The organism is Paenibacillus sp. FSL F4-0122 (genome assembly GCF_038002845.1).
GTDB classification, from domain to species: domain Bacteria; phylum Bacillota; class Bacilli; order Paenibacillales; family Paenibacillaceae; genus Paenibacillus_AQ; species Paenibacillus_AQ odorifer.
Map to the genome: position 1 here is coordinate 5,939,492 of NZ_JBBODI010000001.1, position 20,590 is coordinate 5,960,081.

The window sequence follows — 20,590 nt, forward strand, 5'->3', positions numbered from 1 at the left end:
GCACCTCAGGTGATAGAAGCTAATGAATTCTTCCAAGGAGCTGAAAGCTTTGAAGAAGTATTACCCAAGGAGTTAATTCAACTTTAATCCCTAATTCATTTACAGTTAGATGTTGAACTGAGTTTTTATTAAACTAACGCACCTGTTAGCTCAATAGCAAAGATGTGCAACTCCTTATTTCTCCCAAAGCTCGATCAGTCGACCTTCTGGGTCTTCAATCCAAATAAACTTTCCAAATTCACTAATCTCTATTTTCTTTGCAAGAGGTACACCAATCTGTTCAAAATGCTTAATCGTCTCGTTTAGATCATGCACTTGGAAATTTAACATCACTTGTTGTTCTGTTGGAAAATAACTATCATCCTCGGTAAAGAAAGAAAAGATAGTCTCATTTCCCACTTGAGGTTTTATCACAGTCCCATTCCAATTCTCTATGTCAAGCTTCAACACCTCACTGTACCACTTTTTTGTAGCTTCAAGATTTTTAGTTCTCCAGAATATTCCTCCGAAACCTTTAATCATCGTATCTACACTCCTGTCTGCATTAAATTATCTAATAATATACCCTTTAGGATTAAGGAGAATCCACCGTTAACCTCCAGTCATTACATCGAATGGTAGTGCCAACGGGGTATTCAACATCATATTCACCAATAAACGAGAAGCCAAGCTTAAGACAAATGACAATAGAAGCATGAGTGAAGTCTATCGGACTCCAGAGTCGCTATTAGCCATAATTCGGCTCATTTGAGAACCTATCGGACTCTATAGTCGCTATTGGCTCGAAAATCCCTCATATCGCGCATATTTGGAACGAATAACGCCTCTGGGGTCCGAAACACTTCTTAAAAGACAAAATTCAGCCAAATAGCTGCAACTGAGTCCGATCGCTCATCGTGAAGAGAGAGTGTGGGAATGCAAAACTTACAACAAGCAGCAAGCAACAAAGTCGCACATCCGGTATCACAGACGCCAAACAAACAGCAAAATAGCACATTCGGTATCACAGACGCCAAACAAGCAGCATAGTCGCACATCAAGTAATACAAACGCCCTACAGCAAATTCGAGTACTCAAGTGTTCAAGGAGTTACATCATGCTTCTTCCATGGGGAGATCATTCCTCCTAACCCCACGCAGTGTCCATTGCTCATTACTTCTCCTTCTTATGTAAATAATCTTCATTTTAGATTCTAGATTAGAATTATTTGCTATAATGTTCTCATGAAAAATAAAACTATTCTAAACAAATTAGCTATCATTCTACTTTTTATAAGCATTCTCTTTGGCCTACGCTGCATTTGGTTGAGTATATTTAAGGTTTCCAACCCTGTACCTGTGATTAACAATGGTGTACTGGATTTACGCGGCCAGGATCTGGAGCAGTCTAACTTATTCAGGCTGGATGGTGAATGGAGCTTCTATCCTTCGCAATTCGTAACGTCCAAGGATATTTCAACTTTACCAGAACCTTCCCTCCCGCTTCAAGTTCCCGGAGACTGGAGCCGCGCGATAGGAACGGATGACCCTTCTTCGTACGGTTTTGGTACTTACCGTCTGCGAATTTTGGTAGAACCCCTTCAGCAGCCTGTAGCATTGTGGATCAAACAAATCTATACTGCATCCAGCGTAGAAATTAACGGTAGCCTATTGCTCAATAATGGGACAATATCTCTTGATGCCGATACTTATGTGCCCAAAACCACCTCATATAAAGTATCCTATTTCACAAAAAACACAACAGTAATTGATGTGCTTATTCGTGTAGCAAACTTTGATCTACCTTATAAGGGGGGGATTGCAGGGCCTGTTTATTTTGGTTCTCAGGAAAAAGTTGACCGTACATACTTTTATACCGTAGGTTTTCAATTGTTAACAGCAATTATCCTGTTATTGCATGGGCTCTATGCCTGCATTCTTTATTTATTTAATCCTAAAGAACGTGCTTTGTTTCTTGTAGGGTTAATGACATTATCCGTAGCTGTTATCATTTTAGCCCGTAATGACAACTTACTTCTTGCAATAGTGCCGATTAATTATACCTGGTCATTAAAGATCCGATTGCTTGCTTTTTTGTGGCAAAATCTTTTTATTCTGCTTGTTTTTAGAAAATTCACCTCAGTTGCCAAAATCAATAAGGGGTTACGTGCATACGTAGTGAGTCTTGGTCTTTATTCTGTTTTTATACTTACCGTCCCAGCTTATTGGGTCAGCACATCCATTCATTTGGGAATCATTCAAGTGTTCCAGTATATTCCCTTCATTTGGTTGCTCTATAGCTTAGGGCGCTTATTATTCAAAAAGCAAGATGATAAAGATGTTGTTTTTCTGCTGTTATCAGGTGCGGCGATCGTTTCTAATTTGTTATGGAATTTGTGGGATAGTAACGGACACTATTCAATTGTCTATTATCCTTTGGATATTATCGCAGCCATCGTGGGCTTCTCAGCATATTGGTTTAAAAAGTATTTTCAAAATGCTAAAGAGAACATGGAACTGAATGAGCAGCTGAAAAAAGCAGACAAACTTAAGGACCAGTTTCTCGCTAACACCTCACATGAGCTGCGCACACCGCTTCACGGAATCATGAATATCGCACAAAATATTGTCACAAAGGAAAAGGACAGACTTTACGAAAGTAGCCGTCAAGATATGGAGCTGCTGATTACAATCAGCCGCCGTATGTCTCATATGCTTGGTGATCTACTGGATGTGGTCCGTCTTCAGGAGCATCGTGTTATTTTACAACAGGAACCTATTTCGGTTCAATCGGTAGTTCCCGGTGTGATTAGTATGCTTCAATATATGATTGAAGGTAAGCCAGTACAGCTATCTATGGATATCCCGGAAGCTATGCCGCCAGTTCTTGCGGACGAGAAAAGACTGGTGCAGGTTTTATTAAATCTGGTGCACAACGCGCTCAAATACACCGAAGCAGGACTTGTAGCTGTTAAGGCTGAGGAACAGGACGGACAGGTTCTTATCTATGTGACAGATACCGGAGTGGGCATGACTGAAGAGACTATGGCAAGGATATTTCTACCCTATGAGCAAGGCCCTCACGGAATAAATGACGGGCGTGGAATTGGGCTGGGATTAAGCATATGCCGGCAGCTGGTAGAACTGCATGGAAGCAGCCTACGCATTCAATCAGAGCTTGGTAAAGGTTCAACTTTTAGTTTCACACTCTCTCTTGCCGATTCTTACAGCGAACAGATAATAAGACAGACGGAACCTACAGTTTCGTATATGGCAGATGAGATTCATAGACAGATGACTGAGTGGGGAATTTCCGAACATCAGCCAAGTAATCACTCTGAAAAAATTCCACCGCTTTTTACAGAGATTAAGGTAAATATTCTGGTGGTAGATGATGATCCTGTCAATCTGAATGTACTAAAGGGTATTCTTGAAACCGAACCTTATATCATAACTACCGTGAACTCAGCCCATGAAGCATTGGAATTGTTGGATAAAAGGAACTGGGACTTACTTATTGGCGATGTTATGATGCCACAGATGTCGGGATACGAATTAACACAGAAGGTTCGTACTCGCTACTCCTTATATGAGCTTCCAATTCTATTGCTTACTGCCCGTAGTCAGCCTGAGGATATTTATACTGGATTTTTGTCCGGTGCCAATGATTATGTCACAAAACCTGTGGACGCAGTGGAGCTTAAATATCGTATTCGGGCTTTAACTGCAATGAAGCTATCCTTCAATGAACGGGTGCGGATAGAAGCAGCATATCTACAAGCACAGATACAACCACATTTTTTATTCAATACGTTAAACTCTATTGCCGCACTCAGTGATTTGGATACTAAAAAAATGCAGGAGCTCATTGGTGCGTTTACTTCTTTCTTAAGAATCAGTTTTGACTTTTTAAATGTCGGAGAGCTCGTGAACCTCTCCCATGAACTGGAATTGGTAGAATCTTATCTGTATATTGAACAGACTCGATTTGCAGAAAGGATATCTGTTGTCTGGAAGATAGATCCGAATATTGATATCCTAATCCCTCCTCTATCCATCCAACCGTTGGTAGAAAATGCTGTTAAGCACGGTATACTTAAGCGCCAACAGGGTGGAACTGTTCAAATACGTATTATCCGTCTGCACAAGGCTGTAAAGATTGAAGTGGAGGATGATGGGCAAGGCATAGATTCCGGAACACTCTCTTTACTGCTGAAGCCATTGATGGAAGGCAAAGGTGGCATCGGGCTGGCCAACACCCATCGGAGGTTAAGTCAATTATATGGTCAAGGTCTCTCGATCCAGAGTAAGCCTGGAGAAGGCACCTTGGTATCCTTTGTTGTACCAGAGGACAGTGATAACTTTTCAAGCAAAAAAGCCGCTCCATAAGGAGTGGCTTTTTTGTATCGTTATCTATATCCTCTTAGAGTACGCTTAAAAAATAGTCGGCACCATTCCCCCATCCATGCGAATTGGAGAACCTTTAAATGCAGAGGCATAAGGACTGCATACAAATGCTGCTAGTCTGCCTATTTCAAAAGGTTTAATAAATCGTTGTATTTCAGATTGAGGAAGATTTGTAGTCATGAATTTTCTTTCTTTTTCTGAAAAAGTCATATCCTCATTGGAGTATATCCCATCAATAATTTGATGCACATTTTCAGATAGTGTTGGTCCTGGCATGATCGTATTGACTGTAACTTCAGTTCCTATCGTTAACTTAGATAAGCTTTTTGACAATGATAATAACATTGATTTGGTCATTGCATATTGAGGCATTTGGCCTGAAGGCATAATGGCTTCTTCACTAGCAATAAAGAGAATTCGGCCATAATCTTTTTGTAACATTTTAGGTAAATAGAATTTTGTTAATCCATTCGCAGCAAGGACATTAGTACGGATGTATTTTTCAAATATTTCGTCGTCAACGTCCTCATATTTCATAATTTCATAGATACCCATATTATTAACTAAAACATCTATATTAGGGTATTTTTCGAATAAGGCTTCTCTTTGCGCAATATCCACAATATCCGCTGTAGCATTTTGTGGAGAGGTAGCCGGGAAATTCGACTTTATTTCATTTACAGTCTGTTCTACCTGATCATAATTCCGTCCATTAATTAGTACATTAACTCCTTCTTTAGCGAGTTCAATGGCGATTGCTTTACCAATACCTTTTGTTGATCCTGTAATTAAAGCTGTTTTATTATTTAATCCCATATCCATATTACATTTCTCCTTTTATCCCGGCGTGCTGAGTAGTTGTCATTTTAAGAACAGTCCTGTGTGCCGGCTAGGATTATATTATCGTACCGGGGTTGTTCAGTAACTAGCGGATTGCGCCAAAGTTCTTGTTTAACACGCCAATGATAAAACTCTGAAAATACTGTCTTTATGAAGAGGGTATCGTGTTTAAACCTAAATGTTCATTACGCCAATTTGAAGGAGTATCACCTTCCCAAAGACGAAAGGCACGGTAGAACGAGTTCTGGTCTTCATATCCAATCAAGAAAGCCACTTCTTTAATATCAAGCGAAGGATCTGCCAGATACTCTCGTGCTTGCTCATGTCTAGCTTGTGTCAGCAATTGCTTGAAGCTTGTGTTTTCTTCAGTAAGCCTGCGTTGCAAGGTACGGTCACTCATACTTAATACCTTCGCAACAGCTTGAATGTCAGGGCGTCCTCCGCTGAAGCTGCGTTTCATGATCCATTTGACCCTCTCGGTTATAGAGCGTGTGCCCTTCTGTTCAGCAAGCGTCCGGTCCAAAACGGGAGTCAGAATCTCCAGCAACTCTTCGTTGTACGAGATAAAAGGATGATTCAAATCATTTCGACGCAACGTCAAACGATTATATTGAGCATCTATCTGAATTCGGCAGCCGAAATAAGCTTCAAGAATCTTTACATTTCCTATAGGCTGTGAAAACTCGACAAGCTGTGCTGTCAAAGGTAGACCTGTGCCTCGCCGTCCGAGTTCTAGAAGAAATGCCAAAGTGAGGCCGAGCAGCAGCGGTGGACCAGAATGCCCGGGATGCTGCCATTCCAATTCGATTGTACATAGCTCGCCTTCCTCGGTAATACGCAAGCTTTCAGGAGGGCACATTTGTTTGTATCGTACCATTCGGTTAAGAGCATCGCGATAGTCCTTAGCATGGTATGTTGCTAAAACCGTCGGCGGATATTGTGTGGTTTCAAAGACGGTTGCAAGCTTAATGATTCCTTCGGCAGTATCCCCAATGAGATCGTTATATGCCTGCCAGACTGCGAAATATTGAGCAGTGGTGACTTCTGACTCTCTGAGATGGCTAAGTGGAAGATTTGCTTTGCTGGCTACATCTTGTGCAGTTATCCCTAATTGACTTAATCCAGCCCAAAATCCTGGTGGGATTTTAATTTGATCAGAGGTATGAGACTTCATACATATGGACCTCCTTTATTAAGAACTCCAGCACGCTTGGGCAAGCAGTTCGAACGAATGCAATCGTTTCTCATAATCTGGAATCATGGTAACGATAATGAATTCATTAACTCCATACAAAAGAGATAACCGTTCCAACTTACCTTTAACACTTTCCGGAGTACCTACCAGCAGCTTGTGTTCCAAGGGCTCAGACTTCGCTTCGGCAGAACCTTCTTGTTGGAATAATGCCGTACCAGATGAGGCCAATCGCTCTGCCTCTTCCTCAGTCTCGGCGCAAATGACGCCAACAGCAACCATGGCCCGCGGTTCAGGAGAAAGTGAAGAAGGAGTAAATGTTTCACGGTAAGCTTGCAAAACCTCCTCCCCTGCTACATCGCTCATGAACTGGCCGAACACATAACCTGCTCCAAACTCGGCAGCATATGCCGCGCTTTTCTTGTTTGTACCCAGCAGCCATAGCTCTGGAGATACGGGTGGGACCGGCCGGGCGGTTATTGAACGTCCTTCATAGGAATAGTTGCCCTGTAATAATTCAGTGACTCCTTTAAGCAGTTCTGGCATTTTCCAAACATTTTCGAGAAAATTTCCACTCAGTGCTAAACTTACTTCAGCAGTACCGCCGGGAGCTCTGCCTAATCCAAGGTCGATGCGTCCCGGGTACAAACTGGCCAGCAAATGAAATGCTTCCACCACCTTTAGCGGCTTATAATGTGGCAGCAATAAAGCCCCTGAGCCAAGGCGAATGTGTGCTGTTTTCGCTCCAATATGCGATAAAAGCACCTCCGTAGAGGTACATGCTAATCCCGGCATATCATGATGTTCAGCAACCCAATAACGAGAATATCCCAGTCTTTCTGCTGTCTGAGCCAGCTTCACTGCTTGTCCCAATGCGGTAATAGCATCCACCGTATTAAAAACAGGTACGAGATCTAATACACTAAGCTTAATGGATGTTCTTGTCATGATTAAGTCCTACTCGAGGGTTTCGGTAAAATTCGATCATATCGATAAAAATAAGCTTGTAATCAACTGCAACCGCGGCCAGATCATACATTCGGCCATGGCCGTCTTCTTTGGAGGCAAAAACAACATCGTGCCGCAGCTTATCCATAATCATTTTGCCGATGAACTGATGCTCGTATTCCGCGTACTTCTTTTTGAAAGCTTCATTAAACTCCCACAGCTCTTGGTAAGACCGCTCTAGCATTGCGTTTACCAAAGTCAGCTCATTGCCCTCTTTTTGTACAGCTACGTAATAATTTCCGCGATCATCCTTGATCAAATCCTTATATAACTCAACATTCAAAGTTAACGTCTCCTCTCTGATTACCTAGGACTCAATTTTATAGGCTTGCAGTCAGCACCGTTGGCTCTGTCGTGATTTCTACATTTCCTGCAACGGCTCTGGAGATCATGCAGGAGCCTTCTGCTTTATGGGCAATACGGATGGTTTTATCGATATCGTCCTGTGACGCATCTTTGGTAAGGGTGATTAGGGGTGAATGTTTGATGGCTTCATATGTAAAAATGTTATTCGTTACATCGACCGTCGCCTCTGAGGTTAACGTCAGCTCTGAAGTCGTCAGCCCTGCCCGCTCCAGCATTGCTGCAAGTGTAATGAGATAACAGGTTGCTGCTGCTCCCAAAAGCATCTCATCCGGATTCGTTCCTACTCCGGGTCCTCCCATTTCCTTCGGAATGGAGATTTGAGTCTTAAGCTGTCCAGCTTCAATAGTTCCGTCACTGTTACGGCCACCGTTCCATACGGCGTTCAATACAAATGGGTGCTTCATTTTTATATATCCTCCCTAGCTTGATATTGCATGATATATTTTTCATCGAATACTTTACATGCTAACATAGAAGAATGTGGTGAACAAACAGGCTCAGGCCTACTATTCATGAAACTTATCTATAAATTAAAATCCAGGAGGTTCTACTATCATGATAAACGACACGGATATAAAACATCTCAAGCGTTGTATTGAACTTGCCCGAATTGCACTAGAAGCTGGGGACGAACCCTTTGGTTCAGTCCTTGTATCAGCAAGTGGAGAAGTGCTGGCGGAAGACCGCAACCATGTAGGTAGCGGTGACCATACTCAGCATCCCGAATTCGCTTTAGCCCGCTGGGCAGCTCAGAATATGACACTGGAAGAACGTAAGCAGGCAACAGTGTATACCTCCGGAGAACATTGCCCTATGTGTGCAGCGGCACACGGTTGGGTTCGTTTAGGACGAATTGTATATGCCAGTTCCTCGAAGCAATTATCGGCGTGGTTAAATGATATGGGAATTGCAGCATCACCCGTCCGTAATTTAAGGATTCAAGAGGTTATTCACGATGCGTTCGTAGATGGCCCTGTACCGGATCTTGCAGAACAAGTACGGGAGCTTCATCTACAATTTCACGAGAAAAGACTTCTTCAGTAATACGAAGAATCAAAAATATTTTATTTTTCCGTAAAAAAAGAACCTTCGGATAAAGGTTCTTCGGCTGTCGAGAAAGTCTCGACAGCTTTATTTATGTCCAGAAAAGGGTGATTTCACATCCCTTTACCTTTTATTATTCTTAATTACTTCGCTAAAGCGGTCAGGGAAATTTGTATGTACACCATCTACACCCCAAATTACGGCTTTATCCATATTCACTTGATAATTCACAGTATATGGAAACACCTTTAGCCCTGAATTTTTTGCCTGCGCGACATATGCCGCATTTATTTTTTGAAAGTTAGGACTTATGCCTACCGCATAAGTTTTTAATCTATTCACATAGGATTCTGATATTTTATAAACAGGAAAATCATACCATACAATTTGATAAAGAGGGACTGCTGGATTTATGGAATGGAATCTACGTAAACTCGCTTCACTAAATGAATGTATAGCAACATGAGCCGACAGATCATAATTTAAGATTTCTTCATTTAACAATGCCTCGATGTTCGAATTCGACGTGGGATCTTTAATCTCAATCATATAGTCCACTTCTTTTCCGAACCTTTCAAATACCTCTTTTAGTGTCGGAATACGTAAATCTACATATTTATCTCTAGCGAACATGGGATATTGTTCATTAAACCATGAACCCGCGTCTAATTTTGAGATCTGCTCTAAAGTAAAATCCTTTACATACCCTTTAGCATTCGTGGTGCGATTTACGGTCCCATCATGAATAACAACAGGAACATGATCTTTTGTTAACTGAATGTCTAACTCGATATAATCGGTCTTCATATCAATAGCTAGTTCGAATGCAGGTATTGTATTCTCAGGAGCATATCCTGAAGCACCACGGTGAGCGATTGTATATACTTTATCCGCAGGCATGATAATTTCCTTTACTTTAATGCGAATCCAGGGGGAATAAGCATACAAAGAGGTGAACAATAAGATTAACAAAAGCACATGTATACCTATAAAGTAGATTCTAGAATTTTGAATTTTTTGCATTAAGCTAACCTCATCTTTTAAAAAATATAATGTGGAATACTTGGTGACTTTCGCTCTAACATTCATTCTTGTGTAAAATTATGATTTATATTCCCTTATGTTAATCCCACCTCAATGTATTTGTAAGGTCAAAGTTTGGAGATTTCTATTGTACCAGATTATCTAGAGAAAATATTGCGAGGCAGCATAAATGAGAAAGGGTCTGCAAGGTCAAGAAGCAACATCTAAACTTTGTGGGGTATAAACTATAGTTGCTATATATACAGAGTCCTAAAGTTCTTATACCATTAACTTTGTAAGCGATTAACTTTATAGGAGGAAATGACTTGACAAAGCCAGTGCAACCCAATGAACCTCTCGTAACTCATATTTATACTGCGGATCCTTCTGCTCATGTATTTGAAGGCAAGATTTATATTTATCCCTCTCATGACCTGGATCACGATATGATCTCTAATGACAACGGTGACCAATATAATATGGAGGATTACCATGTTCTGTCTATTGATGGAGATGGCTCCCCTTGTATCGACCACGGTGAAGTACTTCATGTGAAGGATGTTCCATGGGCTAAACAGCAAATGTGGGCTCCGGATGCAGCATACAAAAACAATACCTACTATTTGTTTTTCCCAGCCCGAGACCATGACGATATTTTCCGAATCGGGGTTGCCACCTCAACTTCACCTTCCGGACCCTTTACACCTGAACCAAGCTACATTCCTGGCAGTTATAGCATTGATCCCGCTGTTTTCGTTGATAATGATGGCAAATCATATATATACTTTGGGGGTCTTTGGGGCGGTCAACTTGAAAAATGGCAAACCGGCTCATTTGTTGCGAATGCCGAGGGACCGGCTGAAACGGCACCAGCTCTTGGACCTATCGTAGCGGAGCTGAGCGAGGACATGCTGAGCTTTGAAGGTGCGCCTAGAGAAATATCCATCATCGATACGAACGGAAATGCGATTCTTGCTGGAGATGAAGAAAGAAGATATTTTGAAGGTCCATGGGTTCATAAATATAACGGTTATTATTATCTTTCTTATTCCACGGGAACTACCCATAATATTGTATACGCTATCAGTAAAGATCCGCTTGGGCCTTTTGTATATCAAGGAAAAATACTTACACCCGTCCTGGGCTGGACAACACACCATTCTATTGTTCAGTTTAAAGAGAAGTGGTATTTATTTTATCATGATAGTTCTTTATCTGGTGGTGCTGACAACAAGCGATCTGTAAAATATACGGAGCTGAAATACAACGATGATGGCACCATTCAAACCATCCATCCTTAGTTTTTATTGAAATGGAGTGCATGCTGGAGTGCACAGGAGGGGAAATATCATGCCAATGACACAACAAGGTGCTTTTTATACGGGGAAATATCGCAATTTATTTAAGGAGTTTGGCTTTTCTGAAGATGAAATCAACGCTAAACTCGAAGAAACTTGGAGTGATTTGTTTTACGGAGATCCGAACGTACGAATCTACTATCCGCTGGACGAGGATAAAAGCTATATTCTGGATACAGGTAATCTGGATGTTAGGTCTGAAGGAATGTCCTACGGGATGATGATGGCTGTTCAAATGAATAAAAAAGATGAGTTTGATCGTTTATGGAACTTCTCTAAGACGTTTATGCAGCACAAAGAAGGCCGTTATGCCGATTACTTTGCTTGGCACTGCAAGCCTGACGGTACAAGAATTTCACCAGGACCCGCACCGGACGGGGAAGAGTTTTTCGCCATGGCTTTGTTTTTTGCCTCAAAACGTTGGGGGAACGGTCCGGCACCTTATAATTATTCCGAGCAGGCTCGAATAATATTGCGTGCTTGTGTACATAAAACTGAAACAGGCGCTGGTGACTCAATGTGGGACGCGGAAACGAAACTGATTAAATTCGTACCGGAATCCACCTTCAGTGATCCATCTTACCATCTCCCCCATTTCTATGATTTGTTCGCTTTGTGGGCTGATGAAGGTGACCATATATTTTGGCGAGAAGCGGCGGAAGCCAGCCGCACATATCTACACACTACATGCCATCCTATAACTGGTCTCGCTCCCGAATATGCCAATTTTAACGGCACCCCGGCAGAACCCCAGCCTCATGGTGATTTCAGCCATTTTTTCAGTGATGCTTACCGGGTTGCGGCTAATATCGGTCTGGACTGGGTATGGTTCCAAAAGGACAGCTGGCAGGTCAATCAATGTAACCGAATTCAAGCTTTTTTTAGGAATATCGAAGTTTCCAATTACCGGCGGTACACCATTGAGGGACAGGCATTCGACGAACCGGCGCTGCATCCAGTAGGCCTTTTGGCGACCAATGCCATGGCTTCGCTTGCTTCGGATGGCCCGGAGGCAGAGCATTTTGTCCGTTTGTTTTGGGATACACCTTTGCGAACTGGACAACGTCGTTATTATGATAACTGTCTGTACTTCTTTAGTTTACTAGCCCTAAGTGGAAACTATCGCATTTATTGAAGTATATCGAACAAAACAATAGGACTCCATTCCTCGAAAAGGTCGAGGAATGGAGTCCTATTAATCGTAATAAAGCTTTGCTATTATTTAATTACTACATATTCCAAGTTAACAAGTTTTGCGTAAGCAATAATTTGGTCTGTTGTAAGAGTTAAAGAAACAACGGTGTGGTGACCGCCACCATTTTCGATCCAAGCTTTTACCCCGTCTTGGAAGTTTGGTTTAACATTCCAAAGCACACGAGCTACTGGAAGGTTTGGAGCTGGAACAGTTGGTTCAAAAGCAGTCACTTCATTGATCAAAAGTTTGTAATGCGTACCGAAGTCAGCCATGGAAACCACTACACCGTCTCCTGCTTTACCGTCAAATACTAAACGGGCTGGATCGTCTTTGCCACCAATACCTAGTGGAGACACGATGATTTTTGGTTTGTTGCTTGCCAAAGTTGGATCTACTTCAAGCATATGGGATTGAAGAATAGATTCTTGTCCAACCGTCAATTCATAAGTGTAATCTTCCATAAAGCCAGTGGATTGGTTATGGCTCATCACTTTAAGCAAGCGGTCGAGAGCTGCAGTCTTCCAGTCTCCTTCTCCAGCAAAACCATATCCTTGTGCCATCAAACGTTGAACAGCAAGTCCTGGAAGTTGTTTCATTCCATGTAAATCTTCGAAGTTTGAGGTGAAGGCATTGTAGCCACCTTGATCAAGGAAACGTTTGATAGCAATTTCATAGCTTGCTTGAACTCTTACGCTAGCTTCCCATGCTTCTTTGCTGTTAGTGCCATAGTCGAATTCATACAGCTCTGCATATTCAGCAAACAAACCATCGATTTCTTCTTCTTTAACTTCATTAATGACTTGAACCAGGTCACCAATACCAAAGTAGTCAACCGTCCAGCCAAATTGAATTTGGGCTTCAACTTTATCTCCTTCAGTTACACCAACGTTACGCATGTTGTCACCAAAACGAGCAACTTTGATATTGAAGCTTTCGTTATAAGCAACAGCTACGTCCATCCATTCTGCAATTTGCTTTTGAACTTCAGGGCGTTCCCAATAGCCTACAACCACTTTGTTTTGTTTGTTCAAACGGGCGTTAATAAAACCATATTCACGGTCACCATGAGCTGCTTGGTTTAGATTCATGAAGTCCATATCAATTGTTGCCCATGGAATACTTTCATTATATTGCGTAGCTAGATGAAGCAAAGGTTTTTGCAGCATTTTTGTTCCGCGGATCCACATTTTTGCAGGTGAGAAAGTATGCATCCAAGTGATGACACCGGCAACTTCGTCACGATAGTTAACTTCTTTCATAATGTTGGTGATTTTATCTGCGCTGACAGCTAAATCCTGCAATACTAGTGGGTAAGGCAAAACTCCGCTTTTATTCAAAGCATCTGTCATCGTTTGTGCGTGCGCTTTAACTTCAGCCAATGCTTCTTCCCCATAAAGATGTTGCGAACCTACGACAAACCAAAATTCTTTTGCTACTGCTGTTGACATATTCATCCTCTTTTCATCATTTTGTAGTTTGATTATTTTTGACCGTAATAAGCGTCTTTCCCATGTTTGCGCAAGTAATGTTTATCTAGAATACGTTGTGGCAATTCTTCCGCAAAATGGTTTAACTCTCTAGCAAATAAATTCATTTTTGATACTTCATCCAACACTACGCTGTTCATTACAGCGGATTTTGCATTTTTCCCCCAAGTAAAGGGTCCGTGGCCTTTAAGCAAAACACCGGGAACCGCCATAATATCTATCCCGCGTTGTTCAAAGGTTTCGATGATTACATTACCTGTTTCCGCTTCGTAACCCCGATCGATTTCCTCTTGCGTCAAGAAACGCGCACAAGGAATGGAGCCATAGAATGTATCAGCGTGCGTAGTTCCCATTACAGGAACGTCAAGTCCTGCTTGTGCCCAAATAGTTGCCCAAGTGGAATGTGTATGCACGATTCCGCCAATTTCGGAGTAATGTTTATAAAGTACTGCGTGAGTAGGTGTATCGGAGGAAGGTCTCATCTCCCCTTCAACCACATTGCCATCCAGATCAACAACTACCATATCGCTGGCTTTCATTGTTTCATAATCTACACCACTAGGTTTGATTACGAATAATCCACTTTCGCGATCAATTGCACTCACATTTCCCCATGTATACTTGATAAGTCCATGTTTCGGCAATTCCAGATTGGCTTGAAAAACCTCTTCTTTAAGTTGTTCTAACATCTTGGTCCCTCCATTTTCAGACTAAATTATCAACAGCGGATTGCTCAATCGCCAAACCTTTTTTATAACGTTCGATAAAGGTTTCAAAGCCTTTAATGTCGGTTGCATCGGGATGAATTTCTTCTCCCTTTACATCTTTGAACACTTTTTGATCGAGGAAGTCTTCCAAGCTTTCTTCCTGATTTTTGTTCATCATGTAGGAGGCAAGAATAGCCATTCCCCATGCGCCGCCTTCTCCAGCAGTTGACATTACGGAAACAGGAACATTCAGTGAAGCTGCCATCATTTTTTGGCCAACAACCGGAGTCTTAAATATACCGCCATGTCCTAAAATACTATCTATGGCTACATTCTCTTCTTTCGTCAAAATGTCCATTCCAATTTTCAAAGCACCAAAGGCGCTGAACAAATGTGCACGCATAAAGTTAGCCAGATTAAATTTGCTCTCAGGCGAACGTACAAATAGCGGACGGCCTTCTTCTAACCCCGTAATGTTCTCACCCGAGAAATAACCGTAACTGAGCAATCCACCCGCATCTGCGTCTGCTTCCAAAGCCTTATTCAGCAATACGCTGTACAATTTATCAGCTTCTACGTTTTGCCCCATTGCTTCATAGAACTCACGGAATAATCCGAGCCAGGCGTTAAGGTCACTTGAACAGTTATTAGCATGAACCATACCTACCGGACTTCCGTCTGGTGTAGTCACCATATCAATTTCCGGATAAACCTTAGAAAGTTCTTGTTCCAATACGATCATGGCAAAAACAGAGGTTCCTACGGAGACATTCCCGGTACGTTTTCTTACACTATTGGTAGCAACCATACCGGTTCCCGCATCCCCTTCTGGAGGGCTAAGCGGAATCCCAGCTTGTAATTGCAATGATGGATCCAGAATTTTGGCTCCTGCTTCGGTTAATAGACCCGCTTGCTCACCGGCAACATACACCTTAGGAAGAAGATCGCTGGTCTTCAGCGAATAACCTTTGCCAGCAATAAGCTCATCAAACTGTTGTATCATGGATTCATTATAATTCCCTATGGATTCATCAATCGGGAACATACCTGAAGCATCCCCAACACCAAGTGCTTTGTTGCCGGTCAATAACCAATGAATGTATCCTGCCAACGTCGTAACAAACCGAATCTCCGGTACATGTTCTTCTTTGTTTAAGATCGCCTGATAAAGATGAGCAATACTCCAACGTTCCGGGATATTGAATTTAAATACATCCGTCAATTCTTTGGCTGCCTTACCAGTTGTTGCATTACGCCAAGTCCGGAACGGAACGAGCAATTGATCCTGTTCGTCAAAAGCCATATATCCATGCATCATTGCAGAAAACCCGATTGAACCAACGGTTTGGAGGGTGATTCCGTAATTTTGTTGAACTTCTTGCTTCATCTCACGATAAGCATCTTGTAGACCTTTGATAATATCTTCTAGGCTGTACGTCCAAAAGCCGTCTTTCAATTGATTTTCCCATTCATAACTTCCAGAAGCGATCGTTTGAAAACTATGATCAATAAGTACTGCTTTAATACGCGTGGATCCAAATTCAATCCCTAGCGAAGTTTCTCCCTTATTGATTGCTTCTTCGATGCTTAATCGATTCGATATCACGTTAGTCACCTCTCTGACAGCGCTTTTTTAATATAAAAGAATTCGCTTTCTTAATTAACAGCTTTAGTATAAATTTTTGTACGTACATTTGTCAATAAAATAGTTATATATACATACAAATATGGAGATGATAATAATTTAACTCCGTACTTAGTTTGTTTATGATGATCTAAAGGTACGAAATATTTACATTTTTTCATAAAAAAAGAGCCCCTTTATATTTAATTCGTAGTCATGCTATAATTTGTACATACAACTTAACGAAATGAACGAATCAAAAAGCGAACAAGTATGGAAAGAGGAATTACATGAAACCAAAGTATCAAGTGATTATAGAGGATATAAAAAGCAAGATCCTTTCAGGAGATTACAATGTAGGCGAACAAATTCCTACGGAGTCTGCCTTGCAGTCCTTGTACGAGGTTAGCAGACAGACTGTTAGAAAAGCCATTTTAGAGCTATCCAACGAAGGATTCCTCCGCAGCGAAAAAGGTTCTGGCACGTATGTCAGCAACCAATATCGCACAAAGACCGGCGGGAGTTCACATAAGAAGACGATCGGTGTAATTACGACGTATATCTCTGACTACATCTTCCCTTCTATTATCCGGGGGATTGAAAGCCGAATGAATGAGGATAACTATTCTCTATTATTGGCTAGTACCAATAACGATGTTGCGCAAGAAAAAAAAGCTCTCGAAATGATGTTGTCCTACGGCGTAGATGGTTTAATTATTGAACCTACGAAAAGTAATCTGTATAATCCCAATATTGCGTATTATCTGTCGTTTAAGGAGCAAGATATTCCACTCATTATGATTAATGCTTTTTATGAGGAAATAGAGCTCCCCTTCCTTTGTCTTGACGATGTGCAGTCCAGTTATCTGGCAACAAAAGAATTGATTTCCAAAGGCCACTCTCAAATTGGACTTATCGCAAAAATGGATGATTTACAAGGCAAATATCGAATGAAGGGTTATATCAAAGCCCTCGAAGCAGCTAAATTGCGGTTTTATCCAGAGCAAATATTTTCGTTCAACACCGAGACCAAACAAACCTTAGCTACGAACTTGAAGGATTTCCTAAATAAAAATAGAGATACCCTCTCTGCGATTGTCTGCTACAACGACGAGGTTGGTTTGGAAGTGGTCAATGCTTGCAGACAGCTGAACATTTCTATACCAGAGGAATTATCAATTATTGGCCAGGACAACTCCTATATTGCCCAAAATGCGAACATCAAACTGACCACTTTAACGCATCCCCAAGAAACTATGGGCCGTGATGCAGCGGATTGGGTCATTAAAAAATTACAAGGAAAAAAGGATCTTCCCAACAATACTTATTATCAACCTGTGTTAATTGAAGGAGAAACAGTAGTCGAGAGATAGAATAAATTCTGAGGGATTTGTGTTTATCTTCATATATAAATGTAATAACCCACCAGTTGTGACTGGTGGGTTATTTGCAACTGTTATCTTAGTATTCTTTAAAGGTTCGATTCTTGTTTTGAAGTCAACAGTACAGAAGAAGCAAACTGTTTCACAAGCTTGCCGGGATTTATCCCGTATTTATCCCGAAATCCCTCGGCAGCCCGAGGGGTGATAGCCCCAAGGCTTGAATATGGTGTTATCTGGATACACCATCTAGGAAACACTAACATTTCTTTTACTTAATTTCTTAAATACCGAGTATTCCTTATTGGACTTAATAAAACTTAATATCTTTTCAGCACATTCTAATGAATTCATCTCTTCCGTATTTACTTCGAGGTCATATTCTTCAAAGCAATATACTTTGCTAAACTGTGAAGCTGCTAGTCCAATCATTCTATCTCCTCTTGTTTGCTCTCTTCTTATGAGTTCTTCTTTCGAGCATATTACACCTATAAATAACGTAGGGTGATCGAAAAATTGATCAAGAAACACATTAAACCTCTTATCGTTGTCGATTACGGTATCTACTATTACATTAAAACCAAATTCTGATAACAATTTAATTGTCGAATGGTACACTGAGAATATGGAATCATCCAATATTTGGGAAACGACTTGATGATCTATTTCTCTTGTAGGTTCATCTGGAAATTTATTATTAATAAAATCATTGTAATTATTAAAAAAATCATCAATTGATAAATGATAAAAAGGAATCTCTTTCTGTTTTATCAGTTCAGTCGATATGGAGGTCTTTCCGGAACTTGAAGTTCCATTTAGAAAAACTAATATCCCTTGCTTCAATTTAATCATCCCTTCAAATAATAATCATTGCAACTCAGAGATTATTCGAGAAAAGATTAAATTATCCTTTACTGTTTGATATGTTCCTTGATTTGTTCGGCTATTTGCTCCAACAATGCTTCTTTTCCTAAAGCAAAGAAAGCCTCATTATAATTTTGTCTGCTTGTCATACGATATATATTATTCGATTTTACAGCTTTCAGATTGCTCCAGACCTTGCTTTGGTCAAGAACATTCTGGTCATTATCGGATAATAAAATGATATGGTCTGGATTAAAGGTGGACAGTGCTTCTAGACTTGTCACTTTCCCTCCCCATGGATCTGGCTTCGGTGTACCTGGCGCGATGGGTAATCCTAGATCATTAAAAATCATATCCGCAATACCTGTGCGGGAATAGATGCGTATTTCTTTCTCTGTAGCTTCGATTACCGCAAACGTCTCTTCCTTGGTTATCTCAGTGATTTGATCATGTAGTAGTAGAGCACGTTGATCATAGACCTTCAACCACGCTTCCATTTCCGCTTTCTTATCAAGCACCTCCGCAACAAATGCAAATCGCTCTCTAAAAGCGTTAAAGCCATAAGGCACCCTCACTGTTGGAGCAATCATATTTAGTTGATCATAGATTTTTTCTTGGGTAGGTCCTGCCAGTATCAAATCAGGGCTTGCTGCAATGATCGCTTCTAAGTTGACTTCCGTCTGAAACCATCCAGCGGGAGTTACATCAGGCAGTTCTTTTTTGAGAATAGGAGTGATTTCTAATGAATTAGCCATATCTGTATTCCCAGTAATAACAGGTTTATATCCAAGCACCAGAAGTTCTTCCGTTGAGCCGGATACATCGGCAATTCTAACCGGATTCACCGGTAATTCAACATCTCCTTTAGCCTCCTGACCTGATTTCCCACACCCGTACAGCATCACCATCATGATTAAGGCGATTCCGGCAAAAGAGATCCGTTTTAAACTGAACATTTTTTCCAACCCTCTCCAATCTATTGATAATCATTCTCACTTCTAGCAAGTCCGATCATACACTCTGCTGATAGGACAGAACTACCGGCAGAGGGATTGAATAACGGTTTGGCGGATATTTATTTAATTTTTATCGTTTTTTAATTACTTCTGAAGGATTAATTCCATATTGCTTCCGAAAAGCTTCGGCAAAATGACTAAAGTTGTTGTAACCTACCATCGTCGCTGTTTGGCTGACACTAATATCCCCGGTACTTATGATTTCCCATGCTTTTTCTAAACGTTTGTTCCGTAAATATGCAAATACAGTTGTTCCGTACTCTTCCTTAAATCCAACTTTTAATTTGTATTCGTTAATGCCTGCCAGCTTGGACAATTCGATTAGCGAAGGTGGGTTTGCCATGTGGTCAAGGATGATATCCCTGGCTTTCCGAATGTTTTCTCGGTCACTACGTGATAAATGCAAACTGCGTTTAATATGCTTCTGCTCAAAAAGAAAAACGTCAAAATATACAGATAAGAGTTCTAATGCCTTCCCCTCTACGTACAACCGGCGCATGGAGGTATGATATGGACAGTCTCTCAATTGCACCAATAATCGGGTGGTTTCTGGAAGAATAGGCATACGGAACATTCGAAAAGCACGTGAATCTAACAGTCCGGATAAGCTGCGAACATGTGAAGAGCCTTGATCCGCCATCCATGAATCAAATAGTGTAACTGGTACACCTATGGACAATAAACGGATAGGTTCAGCACTGCGATAGTGAAATTCCGCTTGGAAATCCTGCATGAACTGCAATGAACAACTATCGGGCATTAACTCATGGCTAGTATCTGTAACATGAACTTCCCCGCTCCCCTGCAGACAAAAGCTTAACTCAATCATTGCTGCTTCGGATTGAACCTGAACTAGGCGATCATCAGCAAAACGGTAATCACTATCAACAATTTCGATCCCGGAGGGTGTGATCACTCTATCGACGTATCCTTGGGTACTGGATTGTGCAAAATGTTTCCTCTCTGTAGTGTCCCTCATAGACGGAGCCTCAAACAAAGCATCGAAATACCCGTTATAGATGTTATGAATAGATGAACTTGTCATTCTGTTATACACTCAGCAGGTAAGCTGCACTCCGTAATCCCAATATTATGTTTTATC

18 protein-coding genes are annotated in these 20,590 nt (G+C 41.1%); 5 read left to right on the forward strand and 13 right to left on the reverse strand.

All coding sequences use genetic code 11. From position 1 onward, the window contains the following. Nucleotides 1-174 precede the first annotated feature (174 nt). Nucleotides 175-522 carry a VOC family protein gene (locus MHH49_RS25925; protein WP_036677331.1) on the reverse strand — a complete coding sequence of 116 codons (348 nt, stop codon included), beginning with the start codon at nucleotides 520-522 and terminating at the stop codon, nucleotides 175-177. Nucleotides 523-1,304: 782 nt separating this feature from the next. On the opposite strand from MHH49_RS25925, the gene MHH49_RS25930 reads away from it, so the two are divergent. Beyond that, nucleotides 1,305-4,367 carry an ATP-binding response regulator gene (locus MHH49_RS25930; protein ID WP_305953513.1) on the forward strand — a complete coding sequence of 1,021 codons (3,063 nt, stop codon included), beginning with the start codon at nucleotides 1,305-1,307 and terminating at the stop codon, nucleotides 4,365-4,367. Between the two features lie 45 nt (nucleotides 4,368-4,412). Here the strand turns inward: MHH49_RS25930 and MHH49_RS25935 are convergent, their stop codons facing one another. The 5 genes from MHH49_RS25935 to MHH49_RS25955 all read right to left on the reverse strand — a co-directional run bounded on the left by MHH49_RS25935 (nucleotide 4,413) and on the right by MHH49_RS25955 (nucleotide 8,195). After that, nucleotides 4,413-5,207 (reverse strand): SDR family NAD(P)-dependent oxidoreductase, encoded by a 795-nt coding sequence (locus tag MHH49_RS25935; protein ID WP_076105710.1) that lies wholly within the window; start codon nucleotides 5,205-5,207, stop codon nucleotides 4,413-4,415. Between the two features lie 166 nt (nucleotides 5,208-5,373). Then, nucleotides 5,374-6,399: an AraC family transcriptional regulator gene (locus tag MHH49_RS25940; RefSeq protein WP_038571075.1), complete on the reverse strand. Its 1,026-nt coding sequence runs from the start codon at nucleotides 6,397-6,399 to the stop codon at nucleotides 5,374-5,376. Nucleotides 6,400-6,417: 18 nt separating this feature from the next. Further along, nucleotides 6,418-7,365 carry an LLM class flavin-dependent oxidoreductase gene (locus MHH49_RS25945; protein ID WP_076272561.1) on the reverse strand — a complete coding sequence of 316 codons (948 nt, stop codon included), beginning with the start codon at nucleotides 7,363-7,365 and terminating at the stop codon, nucleotides 6,418-6,420. Next, complete coding sequence (locus tag MHH49_RS25950; RefSeq protein WP_076141221.1) at nucleotides 7,346-7,708, reverse strand: hypothetical protein; 363 nt, start codon at nucleotides 7,706-7,708, stop codon at nucleotides 7,346-7,348. Before MHH49_RS25950 ends, MHH49_RS25945 begins: the two co-directional genes overlap by 20 nt. Nucleotides 7,709-7,745: 37 nt before the next feature. Next, nucleotides 7,746-8,195, reverse strand: coding sequence for an OsmC family protein (locus tag MHH49_RS25955; protein ID WP_076105707.1), 450 nt, complete (start codon nucleotides 8,193-8,195; stop codon nucleotides 7,746-7,748). Nucleotides 8,196-8,346: 151 nt separating this feature from the next. Between MHH49_RS25955 and MHH49_RS25960 the strand changes: the two genes are divergently transcribed. After that, nucleotides 8,347-8,835 carry a nucleoside deaminase gene (locus MHH49_RS25960; RefSeq protein ID WP_076105706.1) on the forward strand — a complete coding sequence of 163 codons (489 nt, stop codon included), beginning with the start codon at nucleotides 8,347-8,349 and terminating at the stop codon, nucleotides 8,833-8,835. Between the two features lie 123 nt (nucleotides 8,836-8,958). Here the strand turns inward: MHH49_RS25960 and MHH49_RS25965 are convergent, their stop codons facing one another. Beyond that, nucleotides 8,959-9,858 carry a glycerophosphodiester phosphodiesterase gene (locus tag MHH49_RS25965; protein WP_052097044.1) on the reverse strand — a complete coding sequence of 300 codons (900 nt, stop codon included), beginning with the start codon at nucleotides 9,856-9,858 and terminating at the stop codon, nucleotides 8,959-8,961. A 326-nt stretch (nucleotides 9,859-10,184) separates the two neighbouring features. Here MHH49_RS25965 and MHH49_RS25970 point away from each other — a divergent pair, with 326 nt between their 5' ends. Together MHH49_RS25970 and MHH49_RS25975 are read left to right on the forward strand one after the other, a co-directional pair. Then, the gene (locus tag MHH49_RS25970; RefSeq protein ID WP_038571060.1) at nucleotides 10,185-11,159 is read left to right on the forward strand and encodes a glycoside hydrolase family 43 protein; all 975 of its coding nucleotides are present in this window, start codon (nucleotides 10,185-10,187) and stop codon (nucleotides 11,157-11,159) included. A 49-nt stretch (nucleotides 11,160-11,208) separates the two neighbouring features. Continuing rightward, complete coding sequence (locus MHH49_RS25975; protein ID WP_038571057.1) at nucleotides 11,209-12,351, forward strand: glycosyl hydrolase family 8; 1,143 nt, start codon at nucleotides 11,209-11,211, stop codon at nucleotides 12,349-12,351. A gap of 83 nt (nucleotides 12,352-12,434) precedes the next feature. Here MHH49_RS25975 and araA read toward each other — a convergent pair whose 3' ends face one another. From araA to MHH49_RS25990, 3 genes are read right to left on the reverse strand one after another with little or no spacing between them, the layout of a single operon-like run. Continuing rightward, a complete protein-coding gene (araA, locus tag MHH49_RS25980) occupies nucleotides 12,435-13,859 on the reverse strand; it encodes an L-arabinose isomerase (protein ID WP_038571054.1) in 1,425 nt (474 codons plus the stop codon). A gap of 32 nt (nucleotides 13,860-13,891) precedes the next feature. Continuing rightward, a complete protein-coding gene (locus MHH49_RS25985; RefSeq protein WP_036677359.1) occupies nucleotides 13,892-14,587 on the reverse strand; it encodes an L-ribulose-5-phosphate 4-epimerase in 696 nt (231 codons plus the stop codon). A gap of 16 nt (nucleotides 14,588-14,603) precedes the next feature. Further along, nucleotides 14,604-16,211: a xylulokinase gene (locus tag MHH49_RS25990; protein ID WP_038571051.1), complete on the reverse strand. Its 1,608-nt coding sequence runs from the start codon at nucleotides 16,209-16,211 to the stop codon at nucleotides 14,604-14,606. A 308-nt stretch (nucleotides 16,212-16,519) separates the two neighbouring features. Between MHH49_RS25990 and MHH49_RS25995 the strand changes: the two genes are divergently transcribed. Further along, a complete protein-coding gene (locus MHH49_RS25995) occupies nucleotides 16,520-17,602 on the forward strand; it encodes a GntR family transcriptional regulator (protein WP_341138637.1) in 1,083 nt (360 codons plus the stop codon). 255 nt (nucleotides 17,603-17,857) lie between these two features. On the opposite strand, the gene MHH49_RS26000 is transcribed toward MHH49_RS25995, so the two are convergent. The 3 genes from MHH49_RS26000 to MHH49_RS26010 all read right to left on the reverse strand — a co-directional run bounded on the left by MHH49_RS26000 (nucleotide 17,858) and on the right by MHH49_RS26010 (nucleotide 20,533). Further along, a complete protein-coding gene (locus MHH49_RS26000) occupies nucleotides 17,858-18,451 on the reverse strand; it encodes a chloramphenicol phosphotransferase CPT family protein (RefSeq protein WP_038571047.1) in 594 nt (197 codons plus the stop codon). Nucleotides 18,452-18,519: 68 nt separating this feature from the next. Next, nucleotides 18,520-19,428, reverse strand: a complete 909-nt coding sequence (locus MHH49_RS26005) for an ABC transporter substrate-binding protein (RefSeq protein ID WP_038571044.1) — start codon at nucleotides 19,426-19,428, stop codon at nucleotides 18,520-18,522. Between the two features lie 130 nt (nucleotides 19,429-19,558). Further along, nucleotides 19,559-20,533, reverse strand: a complete 975-nt coding sequence (locus MHH49_RS26010; protein WP_341138638.1) for a helix-turn-helix transcriptional regulator — start codon at nucleotides 20,531-20,533, stop codon at nucleotides 19,559-19,561. Between the last annotated feature and the right edge of the window lie 57 nt (nucleotides 20,534-20,590).